The organism is Peribacillus sp. NPDC097198 (genome assembly GCF_044762055.1).
GTDB lineage: Bacteria > Bacillota > Bacilli > Bacillales > DSM-1321 > Peribacillus.
Window position 1 is genome coordinate 333,016 of the sequence record NZ_JBIWDO010000003.1, and the last position, 19,949, is coordinate 352,964.

19 protein-coding genes are annotated in these 19,949 nt (G+C 40.6%); 18 read left to right on the top strand and 1 reads right to left on the bottom strand.

Annotated features, from left to right (window positions below; all coding sequences use genetic code 11):
* Window positions 1-3: 3 nt before the first annotated feature.
* Window positions 4-303, bottom strand: coding sequence for a DUF6509 family protein (locus ACIQXQ_RS07085; RefSeq protein WP_402868433.1), 300 nt, complete (start codon window positions 301-303; stop codon window positions 4-6).
* Window positions 304-616: 313 nt separating this feature from the next.
* Between ACIQXQ_RS07085 and ACIQXQ_RS07090 the strand changes: the two genes are divergently transcribed.
* The 18 genes from ACIQXQ_RS07090 (at window position 617) to ACIQXQ_RS07175 (ending at window position 19,906) form a co-directional block, all read left to right on the top strand.
* Window positions 617-1,342, top strand: a complete 726-nt coding sequence (locus ACIQXQ_RS07090; RefSeq protein WP_402868435.1) for a GntR family transcriptional regulator — start codon at window positions 617-619, stop codon at window positions 1,340-1,342.
* A gap of 153 nt (window positions 1,343-1,495) precedes the next feature.
* Window positions 1,496-2,593 (top strand): BMP family lipoprotein, encoded by a 1,098-nt coding sequence (locus ACIQXQ_RS07095; RefSeq protein ID WP_402868437.1) that lies wholly within the window; start codon window positions 1,496-1,498, stop codon window positions 2,591-2,593.
* Window positions 2,594-2,781: 188 nt separating this feature from the next.
* Entirely contained in the window at window positions 2,782-4,317 is a 1,536-nt protein-coding gene (locus ACIQXQ_RS07100; protein WP_402868439.1) for an ABC transporter ATP-binding protein, read from the top strand.
* On the top strand, window positions 4,310-5,380 hold the full coding sequence (locus tag ACIQXQ_RS07105) for an ABC transporter permease (protein WP_402868441.1): 1,071 nt from the start codon (window positions 4,310-4,312) through the stop codon (window positions 5,378-5,380). The genes ACIQXQ_RS07100 and ACIQXQ_RS07105 overlap by 8 nt, the downstream gene beginning before the upstream one ends.
* Window positions 5,381-6,340, top strand: coding sequence for an ABC transporter permease (locus ACIQXQ_RS07110; protein WP_402868443.1), 960 nt, complete (start codon window positions 5,381-5,383; stop codon window positions 6,338-6,340). It begins immediately after the preceding gene.
* Window positions 6,341-6,552: 212 nt separating this feature from the next.
* Window positions 6,553-7,833, top strand: a complete 1,281-nt coding sequence (gene yfmF, locus ACIQXQ_RS07115) for an EF-P 5-aminopentanol modification-associated protein YfmF (RefSeq protein ID WP_402868445.1) — start codon at window positions 6,553-6,555, stop codon at window positions 7,831-7,833.
* Window positions 7,833-9,119 carry an EF-P 5-aminopentanol modification-associated protein YfmH gene (yfmH, locus tag ACIQXQ_RS07120; protein ID WP_402956349.1) on the top strand — a complete coding sequence of 429 codons (1,287 nt, stop codon included), beginning with the start codon at window positions 7,833-7,835 and terminating at the stop codon, window positions 9,117-9,119. Before yfmF ends, yfmH begins: the two co-directional genes overlap by 1 nt.
* Before the next feature lie 14 nt (window positions 9,120-9,133).
* Entirely contained in the window at window positions 9,134-9,865 is a 732-nt protein-coding gene (ymfI, locus tag ACIQXQ_RS07125) for an elongation factor P 5-aminopentanone reductase (protein WP_402956352.1), read from the top strand.
* A gap of 82 nt (window positions 9,866-9,947) precedes the next feature.
* Window positions 9,948-10,205, top strand: coding sequence for a DUF3243 domain-containing protein (locus ACIQXQ_RS07130; RefSeq protein ID WP_402868451.1), 258 nt, complete (start codon window positions 9,948-9,950; stop codon window positions 10,203-10,205).
* Window positions 10,206-10,449: 244 nt separating this feature from the next.
* A complete protein-coding gene (locus ACIQXQ_RS07135) occupies window positions 10,450-11,241 on the top strand; it encodes a DUF3388 domain-containing protein (protein ID WP_402956355.1) in 792 nt (263 codons plus the stop codon).
* Window positions 11,242-11,249: 8 nt separating this feature from the next.
* Window positions 11,250-12,164 carry a helix-turn-helix domain-containing protein gene (locus ACIQXQ_RS07140; protein ID WP_402868455.1) on the top strand — a complete coding sequence of 305 codons (915 nt, stop codon included), beginning with the start codon at window positions 11,250-11,252 and terminating at the stop codon, window positions 12,162-12,164.
* A gap of 174 nt (window positions 12,165-12,338) precedes the next feature.
* The gene (gene pgsA, locus ACIQXQ_RS07145) at window positions 12,339-12,923 is read left to right on the top strand and encodes a CDP-diacylglycerol--glycerol-3-phosphate 3-phosphatidyltransferase (protein WP_402956357.1); all 585 of its coding nucleotides are present in this window, start codon (window positions 12,339-12,341) and stop codon (window positions 12,921-12,923) included.
* 16 nt (window positions 12,924-12,939) lie between these two features.
* Complete coding sequence (locus tag ACIQXQ_RS07150; protein ID WP_402956359.1) at window positions 12,940-14,172, top strand: competence/damage-inducible protein A; 1,233 nt, start codon at window positions 12,940-12,942, stop codon at window positions 14,170-14,172.
* Between the two features lie 349 nt (window positions 14,173-14,521).
* On the top strand, window positions 14,522-15,565 hold the full coding sequence (gene recA, locus ACIQXQ_RS07155) for a recombinase RecA (RefSeq protein WP_402868461.1): 1,044 nt from the start codon (window positions 14,522-14,524) through the stop codon (window positions 15,563-15,565).
* A gap of 343 nt (window positions 15,566-15,908) precedes the next feature.
* Entirely contained in the window at window positions 15,909-17,468 is a 1,560-nt protein-coding gene (rny, locus tag ACIQXQ_RS07160; RefSeq protein ID WP_402868463.1) for a ribonuclease Y, read from the top strand.
* Window positions 17,469-17,595: 127 nt separating this feature from the next.
* A complete protein-coding gene (locus ACIQXQ_RS07165) occupies window positions 17,596-18,393 on the top strand; it encodes a TIGR00282 family metallophosphoesterase (protein ID WP_402956361.1) in 798 nt (265 codons plus the stop codon).
* A 245-nt stretch (window positions 18,394-18,638) separates the two neighbouring features.
* A complete protein-coding gene (gene spoVS / locus ACIQXQ_RS07170; protein WP_191095538.1) occupies window positions 18,639-18,899 on the top strand; it encodes a stage V sporulation protein SpoVS in 261 nt (86 codons plus the stop codon).
* 86 nt (window positions 18,900-18,985) lie between these two features.
* A complete protein-coding gene (locus tag ACIQXQ_RS07175) occupies window positions 18,986-19,906 on the top strand; it encodes a dipeptidase (protein WP_402956363.1) in 921 nt (306 codons plus the stop codon).
* Window positions 19,907-19,949: the final 43 nt, after the last annotated feature.

A 19,949-nucleotide genomic window follows, 5' to 3' on the forward strand; every position in this document is an offset into this window, starting at 1 on the left:
TTTTTAATTTACTGTCGCTTCGTCTAGATGCTCTAGGCAGAAGGCAGTAATCATGGCTACTTCTTCATCTTCTAACTCGAAATCAAACAGTTGATCGCTGCCTTTTTCTAGAATGTCATATTTAACAAGTCTGCCATTCTGTTCTTCGACAACAAATAAAACCCGGATATATAAACCGTTCTCTGAAAAGAGTTCGTCCTCTTCCGGAACTTCAATATCTAAAAAGTATTCAAAGCGGTCTCCGGATAAGATTCCGAATGGGTCGGTCAATTTTTCTACGGTATATTCTGTAATGTTTAACATAATTCGATCATCCCTTCAAAGAAGATAAGTTCTATTATACAGCAAAACGGATTCTTGGAAAGAAAGCAGTGTCATTTTCGCAATAAGAATTTTACCCATGACCAATAGTTGGATTAGGGCAAATAATCGTAAGATTTGCAACGTTTTTACTACGTGGAAGAAAATAGGGGGGTATATTCTACTAAATTCTTTTCAGTTAATTAGTAAAACTCTATTTATTTATAGTTGAAAAAATGTTATATTATTTTCGATTAGTAGGAATGATTCAACATCAGATGTCTGATGTCTTAAGAAACAAGCTGGGGGAAACTGTATGTCTATTAAATCAGATAGTCGACATTTATATTTGCAGGTCATTGATTACCTGAAGCAAGATATTGAATCAGGAGTTTACAAGGAAAATGAAAAATTCCCTTCTGAATTCGATCTTGCAAAAAAGCTAGGAGTGAGTAGAGCGACGCTTCGTGAAGCACTGCGAATTTTAGAAGAAGAAAATATCATCATTCGCCGCCATGGAGTCGGAACCTTTGTCAATCCTAAGCCACGGTTCACTTCAGGTATCGAGCAACTAAAAAGTGTCACGGATATGATTGAGGAGGCAGGGATGAAGCCGGGGACGTTTTTCTTAAGTTCGACGACTCAAGAACCAACAGAAGAGGATATCCGCAGGTTTTCATGTACACCGGATGAACGCATCGTGATTATTGAACGTGTAAGAACAGCGAATGGTGAGCCTGTCATCTACTGTATCGATAAAATTCCTGAATCTATTCTCTCGGTGAATTTCGACCGTAATGATGAGTCTCTTTTTGATATATTGGAAAGGGACGCTGATAGGAAAATCACCCATGCCGTAGCTGAAATAGAGCCTATCGGATACCATGAGAAGGTTTCTCCTATCCTTAAATGTACGCCTGAAGCTGCCTTGCTCGTTCTAAAGCAGATGCATCTGGATGACTGGGACCAGCCTATCTTGTATTCTGTTAACTACTTTAAAGCCAATATGTTCAGTTTTCATGTCCTTCGGAAACGGGTGTAGGCATAGTCCCTTACATAAGGATGAATGCAAACGTTTGTTTCCACTATGGCACACCGTTAACCGTTTAGTTTTTTTGTGGACCATTGAAAACGCAAACATGAATGACTTTTCAGAACATTCCTGCTCAAACCATCAATCTTAGGAGGAAAAAAAATGAAAAAGCGCAAATTGGGTTTAGCTCTTTCGCTTGTTCTTGCTGCTGGTACATTATTGGGGGCTTGTGGTAATTCAGAGGACGATGATAAAGAATCTTCTACTGGGAAAGACAAGAAAGATAATTTCACAGTAGCGATGGTGACCGATACGGGTGGAGTTGATGATGAGTCTTTCAACCAATCCGCTTGGGTAGGAATTCAGGACTTCGGGAAAGAAAATAACTTAAAAAAAGGTAAGGATGGATACAATTACCTGCAATCGAAATCGGATGCTGACTATGCAAAGAACTTGAATACGCTTGTCCGTGAAGATTACAGTTTGATTTATGCCATTGGTTTCTTATTAGCAGAGTCAGTTGAAGAAGTAGCTGACCAACGTCCTGATTCACATTTTGCTATCGTCGATACTGTTGTGGATAAACCGAATGTTGCAAGTATTAATTTCAAAGAACAGCAAGGTTCCTTCTTGGTTGGGGTTATAGCTGGACTTCAAACGAAAACGAACAAAGTCGGTTTTATCGGCGGAGTTGAATCCGAATTAATCAAAAAATTCGAAATCGGATTCAAAGCTGGTGTATTGGCAGTAAACCCGAAAGCAAAAGTAGAAGTCAAGTATGCCGGTGATTTCAATAAGGCTGATATCGGTAAATCTACTGCTGGGTCTATGTACTCTTCAGGAGCAGATATCATTTATCATGCTGCTGGCGGTACGGGTAAAGGTGTATTCACTGAAGCAGTGGAACAAAAACAAAAAGATCCTAAGAGAGAAATTTATGTAATTGGTGTGGATAGTGATCAAGTTAAACTGGGAGATGTTCCAGGAACAGATGAAAATGTTACATTAACATCCATGATCAAACGCGTTGATATTGCGGTTAAAGACCTTTCTACAAAAGCGAAGGATGGAAAATTCCCTGGTGGAGAAACCATTGAATATGGTATCGAAGAGAATGGTGTAGGCATTTCAGAATCGAAAGACAATGTTTCTGAAGAATCTTTAAAAGCAGTAGAAGAATGGACTGCGAAAATCAAGTCAGGTGATTTAGTGGTTCCTGGCACGGATGATGAATTCAAAAAATTCCAAGAAGAATTATAATCAGAAAGATCGAGAGGGAGTAGGGAACATTTTCCTATTCCTTCTTTTCCCCAAAAACGCTGGTGGAAAAAAATGAATGAAAGACTATGAAAGATTCATAGTTTCTCATTTGGTTTTTTCTAATAAGGTAGGGATAAGCCAATCTTCTAGTTAAGTTTCATATACACTCATTTAGGGGTTGATTATACGTGGATTATGTAATTGAGATGCTGAACATCCGAAAGGAGTTTCCTGGAATCGTCGCTAATGATAATGTAACCCTTCAAGTGAAAAAAGGGGAGATTCACGCATTATTGGGTGAAAATGGTGCCGGAAAATCGACATTGATGAATGTTCTGTTTGGACTTTACCAACCAGAACAAGGGGAAATTCGAGTGAATGGAGAGCCCCATAAAATCACAAGTCCAAATATTGCAAATGATTTAGGAATCGGGATGGTGCATCAGCATTTTATGCTTGTTGATCCTTTTACTGTCACTGAAAATATCATTTTGGGAAAAGAACCTTCAAAGGCTGGGAAAATTGATTTAAAAGAGGCGAGTGAAGAAGTTCGGAAACTATCGGAACAATACCAGCTTCGTGTTGACCCTCATGCGAAAATTGCCGACATTTCGATAGGGATGCAACAACGTGTCGAAATTTTGAAAACACTCTACCGTGGGGCAGAGATTCTCATATTCGATGAACCTACGGCCGTATTGACCCCTCAAGAGATTAAAGAGCTGATAACGATTATGAAGGCGCTCGTTAGAGAAGGGAAATCTATCATTTTGATCACCCACAAACTTAAGGAAATCATGGAAGTTTGTGATCGTGTGACAGTCATCCGTAAAGGACAAGGAATTGGGACGGTTACTGTCAGTGAAACAAACCCCAATGAACTAGCTAGTTTAATGGTTGGCCGGGAAGTCCTATTTAAAACGGAAAAAACGGAAGGTACCCCAACGGATGTCGTTTTAGATGTAAAAGGACTTGAAGTGAAGGATGCCAGGGGAGTTTCAGCCGTAAGGAACCTGGATTTAACCGTCCGTGCTGGAGAAATCGTCGGTATCGCAGGAGTGGATGGCAATGGTCAATCCGAACTCATTGAGGCTTTGGCCGGTTTAAGGAAAACGACAGCTGGTAGCATTCAATTGAATGGCAAGGAAATCCGGAATCTAAAACCACGGAAAATTACGGAATCAGGGGTAGGACATATCCCGGAAGACCGTCATAAGCATGGCTTGGTCCTCGATTATAGCATTGGGGAAAACATTGTCCTGCAAACGTATTATCAACAGCCATTTTCCAAAGGTGGAATCTTGAATTCAAGAAAAATATTCGAAAAAGCCCGTTCTTTAATTAAATCTTATGATGTTCGTACACCAAGTGAGTATACACCTGCAAGGGCTCTATCGGGAGGAAACCAGCAGAAAGCAATCATCGGCCGGGAAGTTGATAGAAACCCGGATTTATTGATTGCCGCACAGCCCACTCGAGGACTCGATGTTGGAGCGATTGAATTTATTCATAGACGTTTGATTGAACAACGTGATGCGGGCAAGGCGGTACTTCTCATCTCATTCGAACTGGATGAAATCATGAATGTGAGCGATAGAATTGCTGTTATATACGAGGGAGAAATCGTGGCCATTGTCAATCCTAAAGAAACGACAGAACAGGAACTTGGGCTTCTTATGGCTGGCAGTAAACGGACGGGAGCAGGTGAGAAACAACATGACTAAAGACAAAATCATGAAGTTTGTATCTAAATATTTATCCAAATTACTAAACCCGGTGATTGCCGTCATCCTCGGTTTAATTGTAGGGGCTATCATCATGTTGGTCAGTGGATACGATCCAATTGCAGGATATGGTTCCATGCTTGGCGGCATTGTTGGGGATTCTTATTATGTGGGAGAATCAGTCAGGACGATCATCCCTTATATCCTTACCGGTTTGGCGGTCGCTTTTGCTTTTCGTACGGGTCTATTCAATATCGGTGTTGAAGGACAATTAATCGTAGGCTGGCTGGCTGCAGTATGGGTAGGAATTGCTTTTGAACTTCCTGGGGTCATTCATTTACCTTTAGCGATTTTAGCAGGGGCCGTTGCAGGAGCTCTGTGGGCCTTTATCCCGGGGTATTTAAAAGCGAAATTTCGTGTACACGAAGTAATCGTTTCTATCATGCTAAATTATACGGCCTTATATGTAACGAACTATTTAATCCGGAACGTATTGACGGACAAGCTGGATAAAACAGAGAGAATTGCTGATTCTGCTTCTCTTCGTTCACCTTTCTTTGAAAGCATGACCGATTATTCCCGGATGCACTGGGGAATTGTCGTAGCCATCATATGTGTGATCATCATGTGGTTCATTTTAGAAAAAACCAAAACCGGTTTTGAATTGAAAGCGGTTGGATTTAATCAGCATGCATCTGAGTACGCAGGGATGAGCGTCAATAAGAACATTATCCTATCCATGGTCATTTCAGGTGCATTCGCTGGTCTTGCTGGAGCGATGGAAGGATTGGGTACATTCGGATATGCTGCCGTAAAAGGCGGATTCACAGGTATGGGATTTGATGGTATCGCAGTCGCGTTACTCGGAGCGAATACGGCCATCGGTGTTGTGTTGGCAGCCTTATTATTCGGTGGACTAAAAGCCGGGGCATTGAACATGCCACTTGAAACAGGCATACCTAGTGAAATTGTAGACATTGTCATTGCATTGATCATCTTCTTCGTAGCATCCAGTTACTTTATTCGTTGGATTGCCAATCGTTTTAAGAAAGGGGTGAAATAAGTGGACTTTTATCAAGTTTTACAAATTATTGTACCATCAATGATCGCTCTAGCTGCTCCGCTTATATTCACGGCACTCGGCGGAGTATTTTCTGAACGGGCTGGCGTCATCAATATTGGGTTAGAAGGATTAATGGTCATTGGTGCTTTCACCGGGATTGTATTTAACTTAACCTTTGCCGAAACATTTGGCGCTTGGACTCCGTGGCTGGCAGTTTTAGCCGCTATGGTTGCCGGATTGTTATTTTCGGTTCTCCATGCCGTTGCGTCGATCACATTCAGGGCGGACCAAACGGTTAGTGGGGTCGCCATCAACTTATTGGCAGTCGGGCTCACGATGTTTTTAGTCAAGCTGATTTATGATAAAGGACAAACAGATCGTATTACGGAAACATTCCCGAGGATTGATGTCCCATTACTAAGCGATATCCCATTCATCGGTCCAATCCTCTTCTCGAATGGATATTATATCGTCTATATCGCTATTTTAATTTCATTTGTCGTATGGTATATCCTTTATAAAACGCCGTTCGGCTTACGAATCCGGGCTGTAGGGGAGCACCCGATGGCCGCTGATACGATGGGTGTCAACGTTACGAAAATTCGGTATGCAGGCGTTCTTCTTTCAGGTGCTTTTGGGGGAATCGGCGGAGCAATATATGCGACCATCTTTTCTAATGAATTCAACCATGCGACCATCAATGGTCAAGGGTTCATGGCTATTGCGGCCATGATATTTGGTAAGTGGCACCCAATCGGGGCTATGGGAGCCGCCTTATTCTTTGGACTGGCTCAAAGCTTGAGTATTGTGGGATCAAGCCTACCATTCTTTAAAGACATTCCATCTGTCTATCTATTAATTGCGCCTTATGTTCTAACAATTATCGCATTAACTGGATTCATCGGTCGCGCAGATGCACCTAAGGCATCTGGTCAGCCGTATATCAAAGGAAATAGATAAAAGTTTGACGGTCAGCTATTATAATGCTGACCGTTTTTTTCATGTCAGGGACAGAGTAAAGATAGTTAAGTTGGAACTTTTACAAAAAAAGTACCTCCAACTTGCATGAATTTTCCTTTGACATGTATATTTTAAGGAGATGTTTAAAAGATTACGTATCTACAAACAATAACTTAATTAAGAATGCATTCCATATCGAGGAGGATTAATCCATGTCTATTGCATCCGACACAGTTACAGAAAAAAGCGGATATAAGCTGCATATTGTCCATACGGATAAATATAAAACAAACACGCTCGTGTTGAAAATGAAAGCTCCACTGACTAAAGATTCCGTTACATACCGTGCTTTATTGCCATATGTGCTTCAAAGCAGTACAAGTAAATTCCCAACTACGCCCGAGCTTCGGTCTTATTTGGATGATCTATATGGAGCGGGCTTTTACGTCGATGTGGCAAAAAAAGGGGAATATCAAGTCGTGAGCTTTACCATTGATATCGTCAACGAAAAGTTCTTAAGCGACCCGACCCCCCTTCTGGAAAAAGCTTTTGCGTTGCTTTCTGAAGTGATCTTTCATCCCAAAACAAATGGAGAGGCTTTTGATGCCAAGACTGTTACCAATGAAATCAGGTCATTAAGGCAACGTATTCAGTCAATCTATGATGATAAAATGAGATACTCCGCTACTCGTCTTGTCGAGGAAATGTGTAAAAATGAGCCATATGCTTTGGAGGCCAGTGGCAATTTAGAAGACCTGGAGACCATTACTCCACAATCACTTTATGCTTTTTATGAAAAAATGCTGGCTCAGGATGATATCGATCTGTATGTCATTGGTGATATTGATGAGTCAGAAGTGGAGAAGCTGGCTGACCGATATATTTCCCTTCCGGAACGGGTTCCGGCCCGACTTCAAAGAAATATAGGGGGAAAAGTTGAGAAAGAACAAGAAATCATTGAGAATGCTGATGTGAAACAAGGGAAGTTGAATATGGGGTATCGGACGCATATTTCATATGGAGATCCCGACTATTATGCCCTCCAGCTGTTTAATGGGATTTTTGGCGGTTTTTCACATTCAAAACTTTTCATCAATGTCAGGGAAAAAGCAAGCCTGGCTTATTATGCTGCCTCAAGACTTGAAAGTCATAAGGGACTTCTAATGGTGATGGCTGGCATCGAAAATGCTAACTATAAGCAGGCGATAGATATCATTCATGAACAAATGAAGGAAATGAAGCAAGGGAATTTTTCGGAAGAAGAATTGGAGCAAACGAAAGCTGTCATTAAAAATCAACTTCTAGAAACCATTGATGTATCAAGGGGATTAGTCGAAATCCTCTATCATAATGTTCTATCGGGGAAAGATATCTCACTTGATGAATGGTTTGAAAAAACGGAACAGACAACCAAGGAAGATATTATCAAAGTTGGCCAAAAGATTGAGCTAGATACAATTTACTTCCTATCTGGAACGGAGGTGCAAGAATAATGGAAAAAATTGAATTCGCCCAATTAAAAGAAGAGCTCTATCATGAAAAAATGGAGAATGGATTAGAGGTATATATTCTTCCAAAAAAAGAGTTTAACAAATCATTCGCCACGTTTACGACAAAGTACGGTTCAGTTGACAGCCATTTCAAACCATTGAACCAAGAAGGATTTACAAAAGTACCGGATGGAATTGCCCATTTCTTAGAGCATAAATTATTTGAAAAAGAAGACGGAGACGTGTTTCAACAATTCTCTAAGCAGGGTGCGTCCGCCAATGCCTTCACATCGTTTACAAGGACGGCTTATCTTTTTTCGAGCACATCGGATTTTGAAAGGAACTTAACCACATTAATAGACTTCGTCCAAGAACCTTATTTCTCCGAGAAGACCGTCGAGAAGGAAAAAGGCATTATAGGACAAGAAATTAATATGTATGATGACAACCCTGATTGGCGTTTATATTTTGGTACGATTGCGAACATGTACCATCACCATCCTGTGAAGATCGACATCGCAGGCACAGTCGAATCAATCGCAGATATTACGAAAGACATGCTTTATGATTGTTACAATACGTTCTATCATCCAAGCAACATGCTATTATTCGTTGTAGGACCAGTGGATGTGGAGAAAACGATGAAGCAGATACGGGATAATCAAAACGGTAAAGACTACCGGGAACAACCGGAAATCGAACGGAGATTCGAAAAGGAGCCCGATACAGTAGCTAAGGATAAGGATATTTTAAAAATGAATGTTCAAACACCGAAAGTGATGATTGGAATCAAGGCCACCGATGTTTTTCAAACAGGCGAACAACTTTTGAAGCGGGAACTGGCAACGAATATATACTTAGAAATGCTGTTCGGGAAAAGTTCATCCCTTCATGAAGGCCTGTATGAGGAGGGATTGATTGATCAAAGCTTCTCGTATGATTATACCCAGGAACAAGGGTTTGGTTTCGCTTTAATTGGTGGAGACACGGCCAATCCTGAAAAATTAACAAAGTCTTTGTTGGAAATCCTGGAGAATTCTAAAAAAGGTACTGGTTTAAGTGAAGAAAGTTTGCAAAGAACAATTAAGAAAAAAATTGGTTCTTTCCTTCGCTCACTGAATTCACCCGAATATATTGCCAACCAATTTACGCGGTATGCATTCAATGAGATGAAATTATTCGATGTGGTAGCAGTTTTGGAAAAACTTAAAATGGAAGACATCGAACAGATTGCCAAGGATCTAATCTCCGTTGAGCGGATGACGGTCTGTGAGGTACTTCCTAAATAACATATAGAGGGGGCATGAAAGTGGAAAAGCGTTTTGCCCGTATAACGGGAGCTAGCGGAGGAATCGGCAGGGAAATTGCTTTAAAACTTGCGGAAGAAAATTATTCACTTTATTTACATTACAATAGCAATGAGGAAGCCATTCATGATCTAATTGAACAACTTCGTCCATTTCAGGTCGAACTCATCCCGATTCAGGCAGATTTGTCTACCGGGGATGGTTACAAAAAATTGGTGGAAAATATATTTGCTCTTCATGCCATCGTCCTTAATAGCGGGAATAGTTATTATGGACTCATATCAGACATGACTGAGCAGATTGTCAATGAAATGGTTCAGCTACATGTGACCAGCCCTTTTCAATTAACCAAGGAATTGTTGCCTAAATTAATGTATCAAGAAAAGGCGACCATCGTCGCAGTTACATCCATCTGGGGTCAGACGGGTGCTTCATGTGAAGTGCTTTATTCGATGGTCAAGGGAGGGCAAAATGCCTTTATCAAGGCATTAAGCAAAGAAGTATCATTAAATGGACTTCGTGTAAACGCCGTCGCCCCTGGCGCGATTTCAACTTCCATGCTGGAATCTTTTAGTGCGGAGGATTTGGAAATCATTAAAGGCGACATCCCAATGGGCAGGATGGGGAGTGCCAAGGAAGTGGCGGAAGCCGTTTCCTATTTACTTTCAGATAAGGCTTCTTATATAACCGGGCAAATCCTTGGTGTAAATGGCGGTTGGTATACTTGAATAAAATTTTTTAAGATGCATAATTTCATCGTTTCCTTCACAAAATATACTTGTACTATTTTGAAGGAAAGGGTGACCACACATGTCTGTATTAGACAATTGGGATCAATGGAAAAATTTCTTGGGAGATCGTCTTAATGAGGGTGAACGCCAAGGGTTGAATGATGAGACAGTAAATAGCTTGGCTTTCGAAATCGGTGATTACTTAGCTAAGCAGGTTGAGCCCCAAAACGACCAAGAAAAAGTGCTAGCTGATCTTTGGTCCGTTGCGAGCGATGAGGAAAAACAAGCAATGGCAAATGTAATGGTCAAGTTAGTCGAGAACAACGGAACAAAGTAAATATGTGAAGATAAAGGCCCCGTTACCCTTGTAATGGGGCCTTTATCTTGGTTATATAAAATATTCCGCTATCCTTCAATGAAAATGGAGATTTTTTATAGGGTTTTTCCTTTTAACTTATCAAGAAATACTATATTATAGAATCTAGACAGTAATAATTTAAAAGTAAAGAAGATGAAATAGTATGACGGATAAGTAATACTCGATGGTTGGATAAAAGCTTCTAGGCTTAAGGAGTGTTATCGTGGAGAAAAAAGAATGGTATTTTGAATATGAAATTCAAGTTAACCGTCCAGGTTTATTAGGGGACATATCATCTTTGCTGGGTATGCTATCCATTAATATCATCACTATTAACGGTGTCGACCAAGGCAGGCGAGGTTTGCTTTTAAGGGCAAACGACAGCCGAAATATAGAGAGATTTGAGTCCATTCTCCATACGATGGATACGATAAAGGTCATTAAACTTAGAGAACCCAAATTACGCGATCGGCTTGCGGTCAGGCATGGCCGTTATATACAACGTGATGCCGATGAAAAAAACACATTCAGATTTGTTCGTGATGAATTGGGCTTACTGGTGGACTTTATGGCCGAACTATTCAAACAAGAAGGTCACAAGTTAATCGGTATTCGAGGAATGCCCCGAGTCGGAAAGACCGAATCGATAGTTGCATCAAGCGTTTGTGCGAATAAAAGATGGTTGTTTGTGTCATCTACCCTTCTAAAGCAGACGATTCGCAGTCAACTTATCGAGGATGAGTACAATAATGATAATTTGTTTATTCTAGACGGAATTGTATCAACCCGTCGCGCCAATGAGAGACATTGGCAGCTTATCCGTGAAATAATGAGGCTTGATGCTGTCAAAGTCATTGAACATCCAGATGTGTTTGTTCAAAATACGGAGTATACGCTCGAAGACTTTGATTATATTATTGAACTAAGAAACAATCCAGAAGAAGAAATTACATATGAAGTTGTGGACCAAAAAGATCAGTTTTCTGGTTCGAAATTTGGATCCTTTGACTTTTAAAATGGCAGGTGTTTTATTTGACTGAATTAGGTAATCGATTAAAAGAAACTAGGGAAGCCAAAGGGCTTACCCTTGATGATTTACAGGAACTGACAAAGATTCAAAAGCGGTATCTTGTAGGGATTGAAGAGGGAAATTATAGTATGATGCCTGGAAAGTTTTATGTGCGGGCATTCATCAAGCAATATTGTGAAGCTGTAGGTCTGGACCCTGATGAAATATTCGAGGAGTTCAAGAGCGACGTGCCATCTGTCTATAGCGAGGAACTGCCTGAACAGCTTTCAAGGGTTCAAACCCGTAAGACGATTCCGGCAAAAGACTCCAAATTTGTAGAGATGTTGCCTAAAATCCTAGGTGTGATCGTGGTAATTGGTGTCGCTATATTGATTTGGGTGTTGGTTTCCAATAGTATGAGTAAGTCCAATGACAATGATAAAAAGAGCGATAAACCGAATGAAGTGGTTGGATATAACGAAAGTAATGAGTTTAACGAAAAAGAAGAAAAAGTAGATAAAGACCAGAAAAAAGAAACAGATACAGCTGATAAAAAGGATAAAGACAATGCTGTAGAAGAAGAAAAAGAAGAAGAAAAGATTGAGCAGGATTTGACTGTTGTCAGTTCTAGCGGTAAAAATAGTACGTATGAGTTAAAAGGTTCGGATACTTTCAAATTGAAAGTTTCCTCTAAAGGTTCGCCATGGGTAGGTATTACAAATGGTGAAGGGAAATTACTTTTCCAAGGGACAATCAAGGAAAATGAAAGTGAGGAAATAGATTTTACTGAAGAAAAAGAAGCTGTCATTAATATTGGTAGAGCAAACGAAACGGAAATTTTTGTCAATGATGAAAAGCTTGAGTATACTATTTCACCCAATGATATGACTACGCAATTGGTTACGATACAATTTACGAAAGCGGAATAGTCATCTCTTAGATGACTATTTTTCTCTTTTCTATATGGAAAATGTCCATGTTAAACCGGCATACATCAATGATTTTGAGGTAAATTATACATAGGTAAACCTGGCCATTGGCCACATTACAATGATGGAAAGCGCATTGCCTAAAAGCAAGCGTATATTTTGGAGGTTAAAAGTTTGAATCTGCCTAATAAGATTACAGTAGCAAGAATCTGTCTAATTCCAGTTTTTTTAATCATCATGCTCGTACCTTTTTCTTGGGGAACACTTACTTGGGGAGAGTATACATTGCCGGTGGCGCATCTAGCGGGGGCTATACTTTTCATCATAGCTTCTACTACGGATTGGATTGATGGTCATTTTGCAAGAAAATATAATTTGGTTACTGATTTAGGGAAGTTTTTAGACCCGTTGGCCGATAAATTACTTGTTTCGGCAGCATTGATTGTTTTAGTTGACTTAAATTTAATGTATGGCCAGTCCTGGATTGCCATCGTCATTATCAGTCGGGAATTTGCCGTTACTGGTTTACGCCTGGTTTTAGCCGGTACGGGTGAAGTGGTCGCGGCCAACCAATTGGGTAAAATTAAAACATGGGCACAAATTGTCTCAATATCTGCTTTATTGCTTCATAACCTGCCCTTTGCTTTTATTTCGCTTCCATTTGCCAATATCGCTCTATGGATTGCGTTAATCTTTACAATATGGTCTGGGGCCGATTATTTTGTGAAAAACAAGCAAGCTTTCATTAATTCTAAGTAACGAAGGGGTCGTTGATATGGATGCAGAAATCATTGCAGTAGGCTCTGAACTTCTATTGGGGCAAATTAACAATACAAACGGAAGGTTTTTATCGCAACAGTTTGCTGAAATGGGTGTTAATGTTTTTTACCATACTGTCGTCGGAGATAATGACCGTCGTCTGCAACAAGCCATAGAGATTGCTGAGTCACGGGCTAACTTAATTGTCTTTACTGGTGGCCTTGGTCCAACGAAGGATGATTTAACGAAGGAGACAATTTCTCGCCACATTGGGAAAAAGCTCGTCTTTGATGAGGATGCACTACAATCCATAGAAGCGTACTTTCAAAAGCGCGGTCGTCCAATGACAGAAAATAATAAGAAGCAGGCTCTTGTTTTGGAAGGCTGTGATGTATTGCCAAACGACCATGGCATGGCACCCGGAATGGTCTTGGCTAAATCGGGAATCACATATATGCTGCTTCCTGGTCCACCAAGCGAAATGGAACCAATGTTCTTAAACTACGGATATGAAGCAATCATGAAAAGGCTTGAAAAGCATGAACGAATTGATTCGAAGGTTCTTCGTTTCTACGGAATAGGGGAAGCGGAGCTGGAAACGGTGATAGAAGATCTTCTCGTAGACCAAACCAATCCAACCATTGCCCCACTTGCAGCTGAAGGGGAAGTGACTTTAAGGATTACAGCAAAAGAATCGTCTAAAGAAAAGTGTGAAGAGCTTATTTTGGGAGCGGAGAAGGAAATCCTTAGTCGGGTCGGTCAATATTATTATGGAAGTGATAAAACATCGCTGATAAAAGAACTGGTTAAAGAATTAACGGTCCGTAAGCTAACGATCGCGGCGGCGGAAAGTTTGACCGGTGGAATGTTTCAAGAACAGTTAACGACCATACCAGGTGCTGGAAAAGTGTTCAAAGGCGGTATTGTCAGCTATACAAACGATGCAAAGGCGGATGTGCTAGGCGTAAGCGAAGGAACCATTTCAACTCATGGCGTCGTGAGCGGAGAGTGTGCCATGGAAATGGCCTCTAAGGTACGGGAGAAGCTTGATGCGGATGTAGGTATCAGTTTTACTGGAGTAGCAGGACCTGATGAACAAGAAGGGAAACCAGTGGGTACTGTATTCATTGGTATTTCCTTACGGGATGGAGACACCCGCTTTGAAGAGTTGAATTTATCTGGAAGCAGGGCGCAAAACCGAGTAAGAAGTGTAAAATATGGTTGCCATTATTTATTACGGGGTTTATAAGCGACATAAAAGCAGAGCTTAAAAGGCTCTGTTTTTTTATGTTTTAGAAGTTTTCGTTTTATCGAATAAGGGAAAAGAAGAAAACAGTTTATTCAATAAAAAGGCATTTTATTAGCGGATATCTAAAAGAAAAAGGTAAAATCACGTAGACAAAATACTTTTTCATGAAGATTTAACCAAAAGAAAAAAACGAATGAATGTTCGACTTTTTGCTTGGCAAAATAGCAAAAAGAGTATATAGTTAAGATAGGTTTTGAGACAAGATATTGACCTTGTCCTCAAAGAATGGCTAACGTAAGAACATCTTTAATCGGACTGCCGATTATTTGAATATAGAGGAGGAACTTAAGTGAGTAGTGATCGTCAAGCGGCTTTAGATATGGCGTTAAAACAAATTGAGAAACAATTTGGTAAAGGTTCTGTAATGAAACTTGGAGAACAGTCCGATCGAAGAATCTCAACGATTTCGAGTGGGTCTCTAGCGTTGGATGTAGCATTGGGAGTAGGTGGCTATCCGAGAGGCCGTGTCATTGAGATATACGGACCGGAGAGTTCAGGTAAAACGACTGTTGCCTTGCATGCAATAGCAGAGGTACAAAAGACTGGCGGAACAGCTGCATTTATTGATGCTGAGCATGCCTTGGATCCAGCATATTCTGAAAAACTTGGCGTGAATATTGATGAATTGTTGCTTTCACAGCCTGATACTGGTGAACAAGCCCTTGAGATTGCGGAAGCGTTAGTGAGAAGTGGTGCGGTGGATATCATTGTTATCGACTCCGTAGCAGCACTTGTTCCTAAAGCGGAAATCGAAGGAGAAATGGGAGATTCCCATATGGGTCTTCAAGCCCGTATGATGTCACAGGCCCTTAGAAAACTTTCTGGTGCTATCAATAAATCAAATACCATTGCGATTTTCATTAACCAGATTCGTGAAAAGATCGGGATTATGTTTGGGAATCCAGAAACGACTCCTGGTGGTCGTGCCTTGAAGTTCTATTCGACTGTTCGTCTTGAAGTGCGTCGTGCTGAACAATTAAAACAAGGTAATGAAATCGTTGGTAATAAAACAAAGATTAAAGTCGTTAAAAATAAAGTAGCTCCACCTTTCCGTCAAGCGGAAGTCGATATCATGTATGGTCAGGGAATCTCACAGGAAGGCGAAATCATTGATATGGGTGCAGACCTGGATATCGTCCTAAAAAGTGGTTCGTGGTATTCATACAATGATGAGCGTGTGGGACAAGGTAGGGAAAATGCGAAATTGTTCTTGAAAGAAAATCAGGACATCGCTAAGGAAATCTCACAAAAAATCAGGGACCATTATAATCTAGATGGAGAGTTTGAGCTCCCGAAAGAGGCTGAAGAGGAGCATCTTGAACTACTTGATTGATGGTAGGAAAGGACCTAAGCTAATTATGCTTAGGCCTTTTCTATATTCCTTAAGATCTTTGAAATGGAAAAATTGCAAAAATTAAAGCGGTTTTGCAGTCCTCAATTATGTTAAACTGATACATAATTGCTATGCATAGTAATAAAACGAGAATAAACCTTGATACATAAGGGACAAAGGCTTGACAATAAAAATTCTCAACTATACAATTAATATGTATATTTTACAATTTTTCAAACTAAAATTTTGAAAATTAAGAGCTGTATATTGAATTTATTGTGCAATGTACTTGCCGACAGTTCAACATTTTATGTAAAAGTTCATAGCAAGGGGAGGTGAAACGATGGAACCCATGACAATCATCTTCACTTTGCTTGGCCTAATCGTCGGTGCAGTTGTTGGTTATTTTATTCACAAATCAAAATTTGAGAGTAAAATAGCAGGGGCAAAGGGCTCTGCTGAACATATCCTTGAGGATGCAAAACGTGAAGCGGAAGCGCTTAAAAAAGAAGCCTTGTTGGAAGCAAAAGATGAAATTCACAAGGTTCGTTCTGAGTCCGATCGGGAATCCCGTGAAAGAAGGAACGAATTACAAAAACAAGAAAATCGATTATTGCAAAGAGAAGAGAATCTTGATCGGAAGGATGAAACGTTGGATAAACGTGAAAGCCTTTTAGAGAGAAAAGAGGAGTCTCTTAACCAAAGACAACAGCATATTGAAGAGATGGAAAGCAAAGTGGACGAGACGGTACGCAAGCAACAAACGGAGCTTGAACGTGTCTCAGGTTTGACTCGTGAAGAAGCTAAATCGATCATTATAGATCGAACAGAAAATGAGCTTGCTCATGATGTAGCAGTTATGATTAAAGAAAGTGATACCCGCGCCAAAGAAGAAGCTGATAAAAAGGCGAAAGAAGTCTTATCTCTAGCCATTCAGCGTTGTGCGGCTGATCATGTTGCAGAAACCACCGTTTCTGTAGTGAATCTTCCAAATGATGAGATGAAGGGACGGATAATCGGACGTGAGGGCCGAAATATCCGAACACTTGAAACGCTAACGGGTATTGATCTTATCATTGATGATACTCCTGAGGCAGTCATCCTATCTGGATTTGATCCAATTCGACGGGAAACAGCACGTTTGGCTCTTGAAAAACTAGTTCAGGACGGACGGATTCATCCGGCTCGTATTGAAGAAATGGTTGATAAGGCAAGACGTGAGGTAGATGAACATATTCGTGAAATTGGTGAACAAACAACTTTTGAAGTGGGTGTTCACGGGCTTCATCCAGATCTTATCAAGATTCTTGGTCGTTTGAAGTTCCGTACAAGCTATGGTCAAAACGTACTGAAACATTCTATTGAAGTGGCCCAACTTTCAGGATTATTGGCAGCTGAGCTTGGTGAGGACGAAGTACTTGCCCGCCGTGCCGGTTTATTACATGATATCGGGAAAGCAATTGACCACGAAGTGGAAGGTAGTCACGTTGAAATCGGCGTTGAATTAGCGACTAAGTATAAGGAACATCCAACTGTCATCAACAGCATCGCTTCACATCATGGTGACACAGAACCAACATCCATTATTTCGGTGCTTGTAGCGGCCGCTGATGCCTTATCAGCTGCAAGACCAGGTGCACGGAGTGAAACACTGGAAAATTATATTAGAAGACTTGAAAAACTTGAAGAGATATCCGAATCCTATGATGGAGTGGAAAAATCCTTCGCGATTCAAGCCGGACGTGAAGTGCGGATTCTAGTGAAACCAGAACAAATTGATGATCTTTCGGCTCATAAACTTGCTCGTGATATCCGGAAACGGATTGAAGAAGAGCTTGATTACCCAGGTCATATAAAAGTAACAGTAATCCGTGAAACAAGAGCGGTAGAATATGCCAAATGATTTGGCTTGGAAAACGAAGTGGTGAAAACCACTTCGTTTTCATTTTTTGTATGAACTTATTTGAGGATGTCTGTGCATTCAACAGTTATACCAAACAAGTGAAATGTATATAGGAAAGGGTTTTAGTATGAGATTGTTATTTATAGGAGATGTAGTGGGGGCACCGGGCCGTGGTATGGTTAAAGAATACCTCCCAAGACTTAAAGAAAAATATCAGCCGCACATCACGGTAATAAATGGTGAAAATGCTGCAGGAGGCCGAGGAATTACAGAAAAGATTTACCGCAGTTTTCTGGAGTGGGGCGCGCAGGCCGTAACAATGGGAAATCATACGTGGGATAATCGAGATATTTTTTCGTTTATTGATGAAGCGGAATATCTTGTTCGTCCAGCCAACTTTCCCATGGGTGCCCCGGGTGAGGGTCTGAAGTATATAGCGCTAGATCAACAGGAAGTCGCTATCATCAATCTACAGGCCCGGACATTCATGCCAGCATTGGACTGTCCTTTCCGAAAAGCGGAAGAGCTCGTTCTGGAAGCCCAAAAAAGGACACCTATCATTTTTGTCGACTTCCATGGTGAAGCTACAAGTGAAAAACAGGCGATGGGCTGGTACCTTGATGGGAAGGTGACTGCGGTGGTAGGCACACATACACATGTCCAAACAGCTGATAACCGGGTTTTACCACAAGGTACAGCTTATGTATCGGACGTAGGGATGACAGGGCCTTATGACGGCATTCTGGGAATGGATAGAGAGGCTGTTATCCATAAGTTCTTGACGAGCCTCCCTGTGCGATTTGAAGTACCTAAAGCTGGCCGTTCTTTATTAAGTGCTGTATTAATAGATATTGATGAAAAGTCAGGCAAGGCGGTAAACATTGAGCGAATACTGATAAACGAAGATAACCCGTTTTATAACTAACTTAAATGGACATCAGTCGTGGCTGATTGTCCATTTTTCTTTAATAGCTACGTGATTTTCACGAGAAAGATTCAATGAGGGAAAAAGTTAAGTAAGGTCTCCTAATAGGGAATCTAAAATCTGTTGTTGGACAATCCTGGTTTTCTTTGTCATACAAGTTTTACTAGCTGAATATAGTAGCAGTGGAAAGTGTTATAACTATTGAGCCAAGTTATAATCGGCAGGGAAAACAAGGAGGACTAGGAATGGAAATATTAAAGGTTTCAGCAAAATCTAATCCTAATTCTGTAGCAGGCGCACTGGCGGGGGTTCTCAGAGAAAGAGGGACCGCAGAAATTCAAGCAATTGGTGCAGGTGCGTTAAATCAAGCCGTTAAGGCAGTAGCAATCGCAAGAGGATTTGTCGCACCTAGTGGAGTCGACTTGATTTGTATTCCTGCCTTTACGGATATTCTCATTGATGGCGAAGAGCGTACGGCAATTAAGCTAATCGTTGAACCAAGATAAATTCATAAGTTTATGCCTGTTTGTCGGATGGCGAGCAGGTTATTTTTTGTATGTGACGAATAAGAAAGGTAGAGAAGGGGGATTGGATGGTGATTTTTGATGCGCATTGTGATGTTTTGATGAAATTGTTTATAGATCCGGATATTTCCTTTGTGGACAGCGATAAGTTACATATTACAAAGCGTGAACTTATGGATTCAGGTGGAAAGGTCCAATGCTTTGCGATATACATTCCTGAACAAGTCCACTCGGATATGAGATTTCAGGCTGCCTTGGCGATGGTGGAAATTTTTCACAAAAAAGTCCTGGCTGAACCTGAAATGAAATTTATAAGGTCGAAGAAAGATATCGATTCACTGGGGGAAAAAGAGATAGGAGCTTTGCTGACATTAGAAGGCTGTGATTGCATCGGGGATGATGTATTAAAGATGAAAACCCTCCTTCAGTTGGGGGTTACTTCGGTAGGATTAACATGGAATTATGCCAATCTGGTAGCCGACGGAGTTTTAGAAAAAAGAGGAGGCGGGCTAACGCGATTTGGAACGGATGTGGTGGGATTATTGAATGTGCAGTCGATATGGTGCGATCTTTCCCACCTATCGGAATCTGGGTTTTGGGACACCATAGAAATAGCAGACTTTCCGATTGCTTCCCATTCGAACGCCTATCGTTTATGCCCACATCCAAGGAATCTGAAAGACAGCCAAATAAAGGCTCTCCTAAAAAAGAATGGGACTATTGGGGTGACATTTGTTCCTCAATTTTTATCACAAGGTAAATCCGCGTCCATAAAAGACGTTATCAATCATATTGAACATATTTGTAGTTTAGGTGGAGAAAAACAAATTGGTTTTGGATCGGATTTCGATGGCATAGAAGAGATGGTCGATGACTTGGTCTCTTATAGCAATTACCAAAATTTAATTGATGAACTTGATAGGCTCTATTCCACAGAATTCGTAAAAGGCATTCTTTTTGAAAATTTCGTTCGTCATTATCCTCGATAAAAAAGGAGAGGGCGAAATGGTGTTTTTATTCTGATTTTGTAGA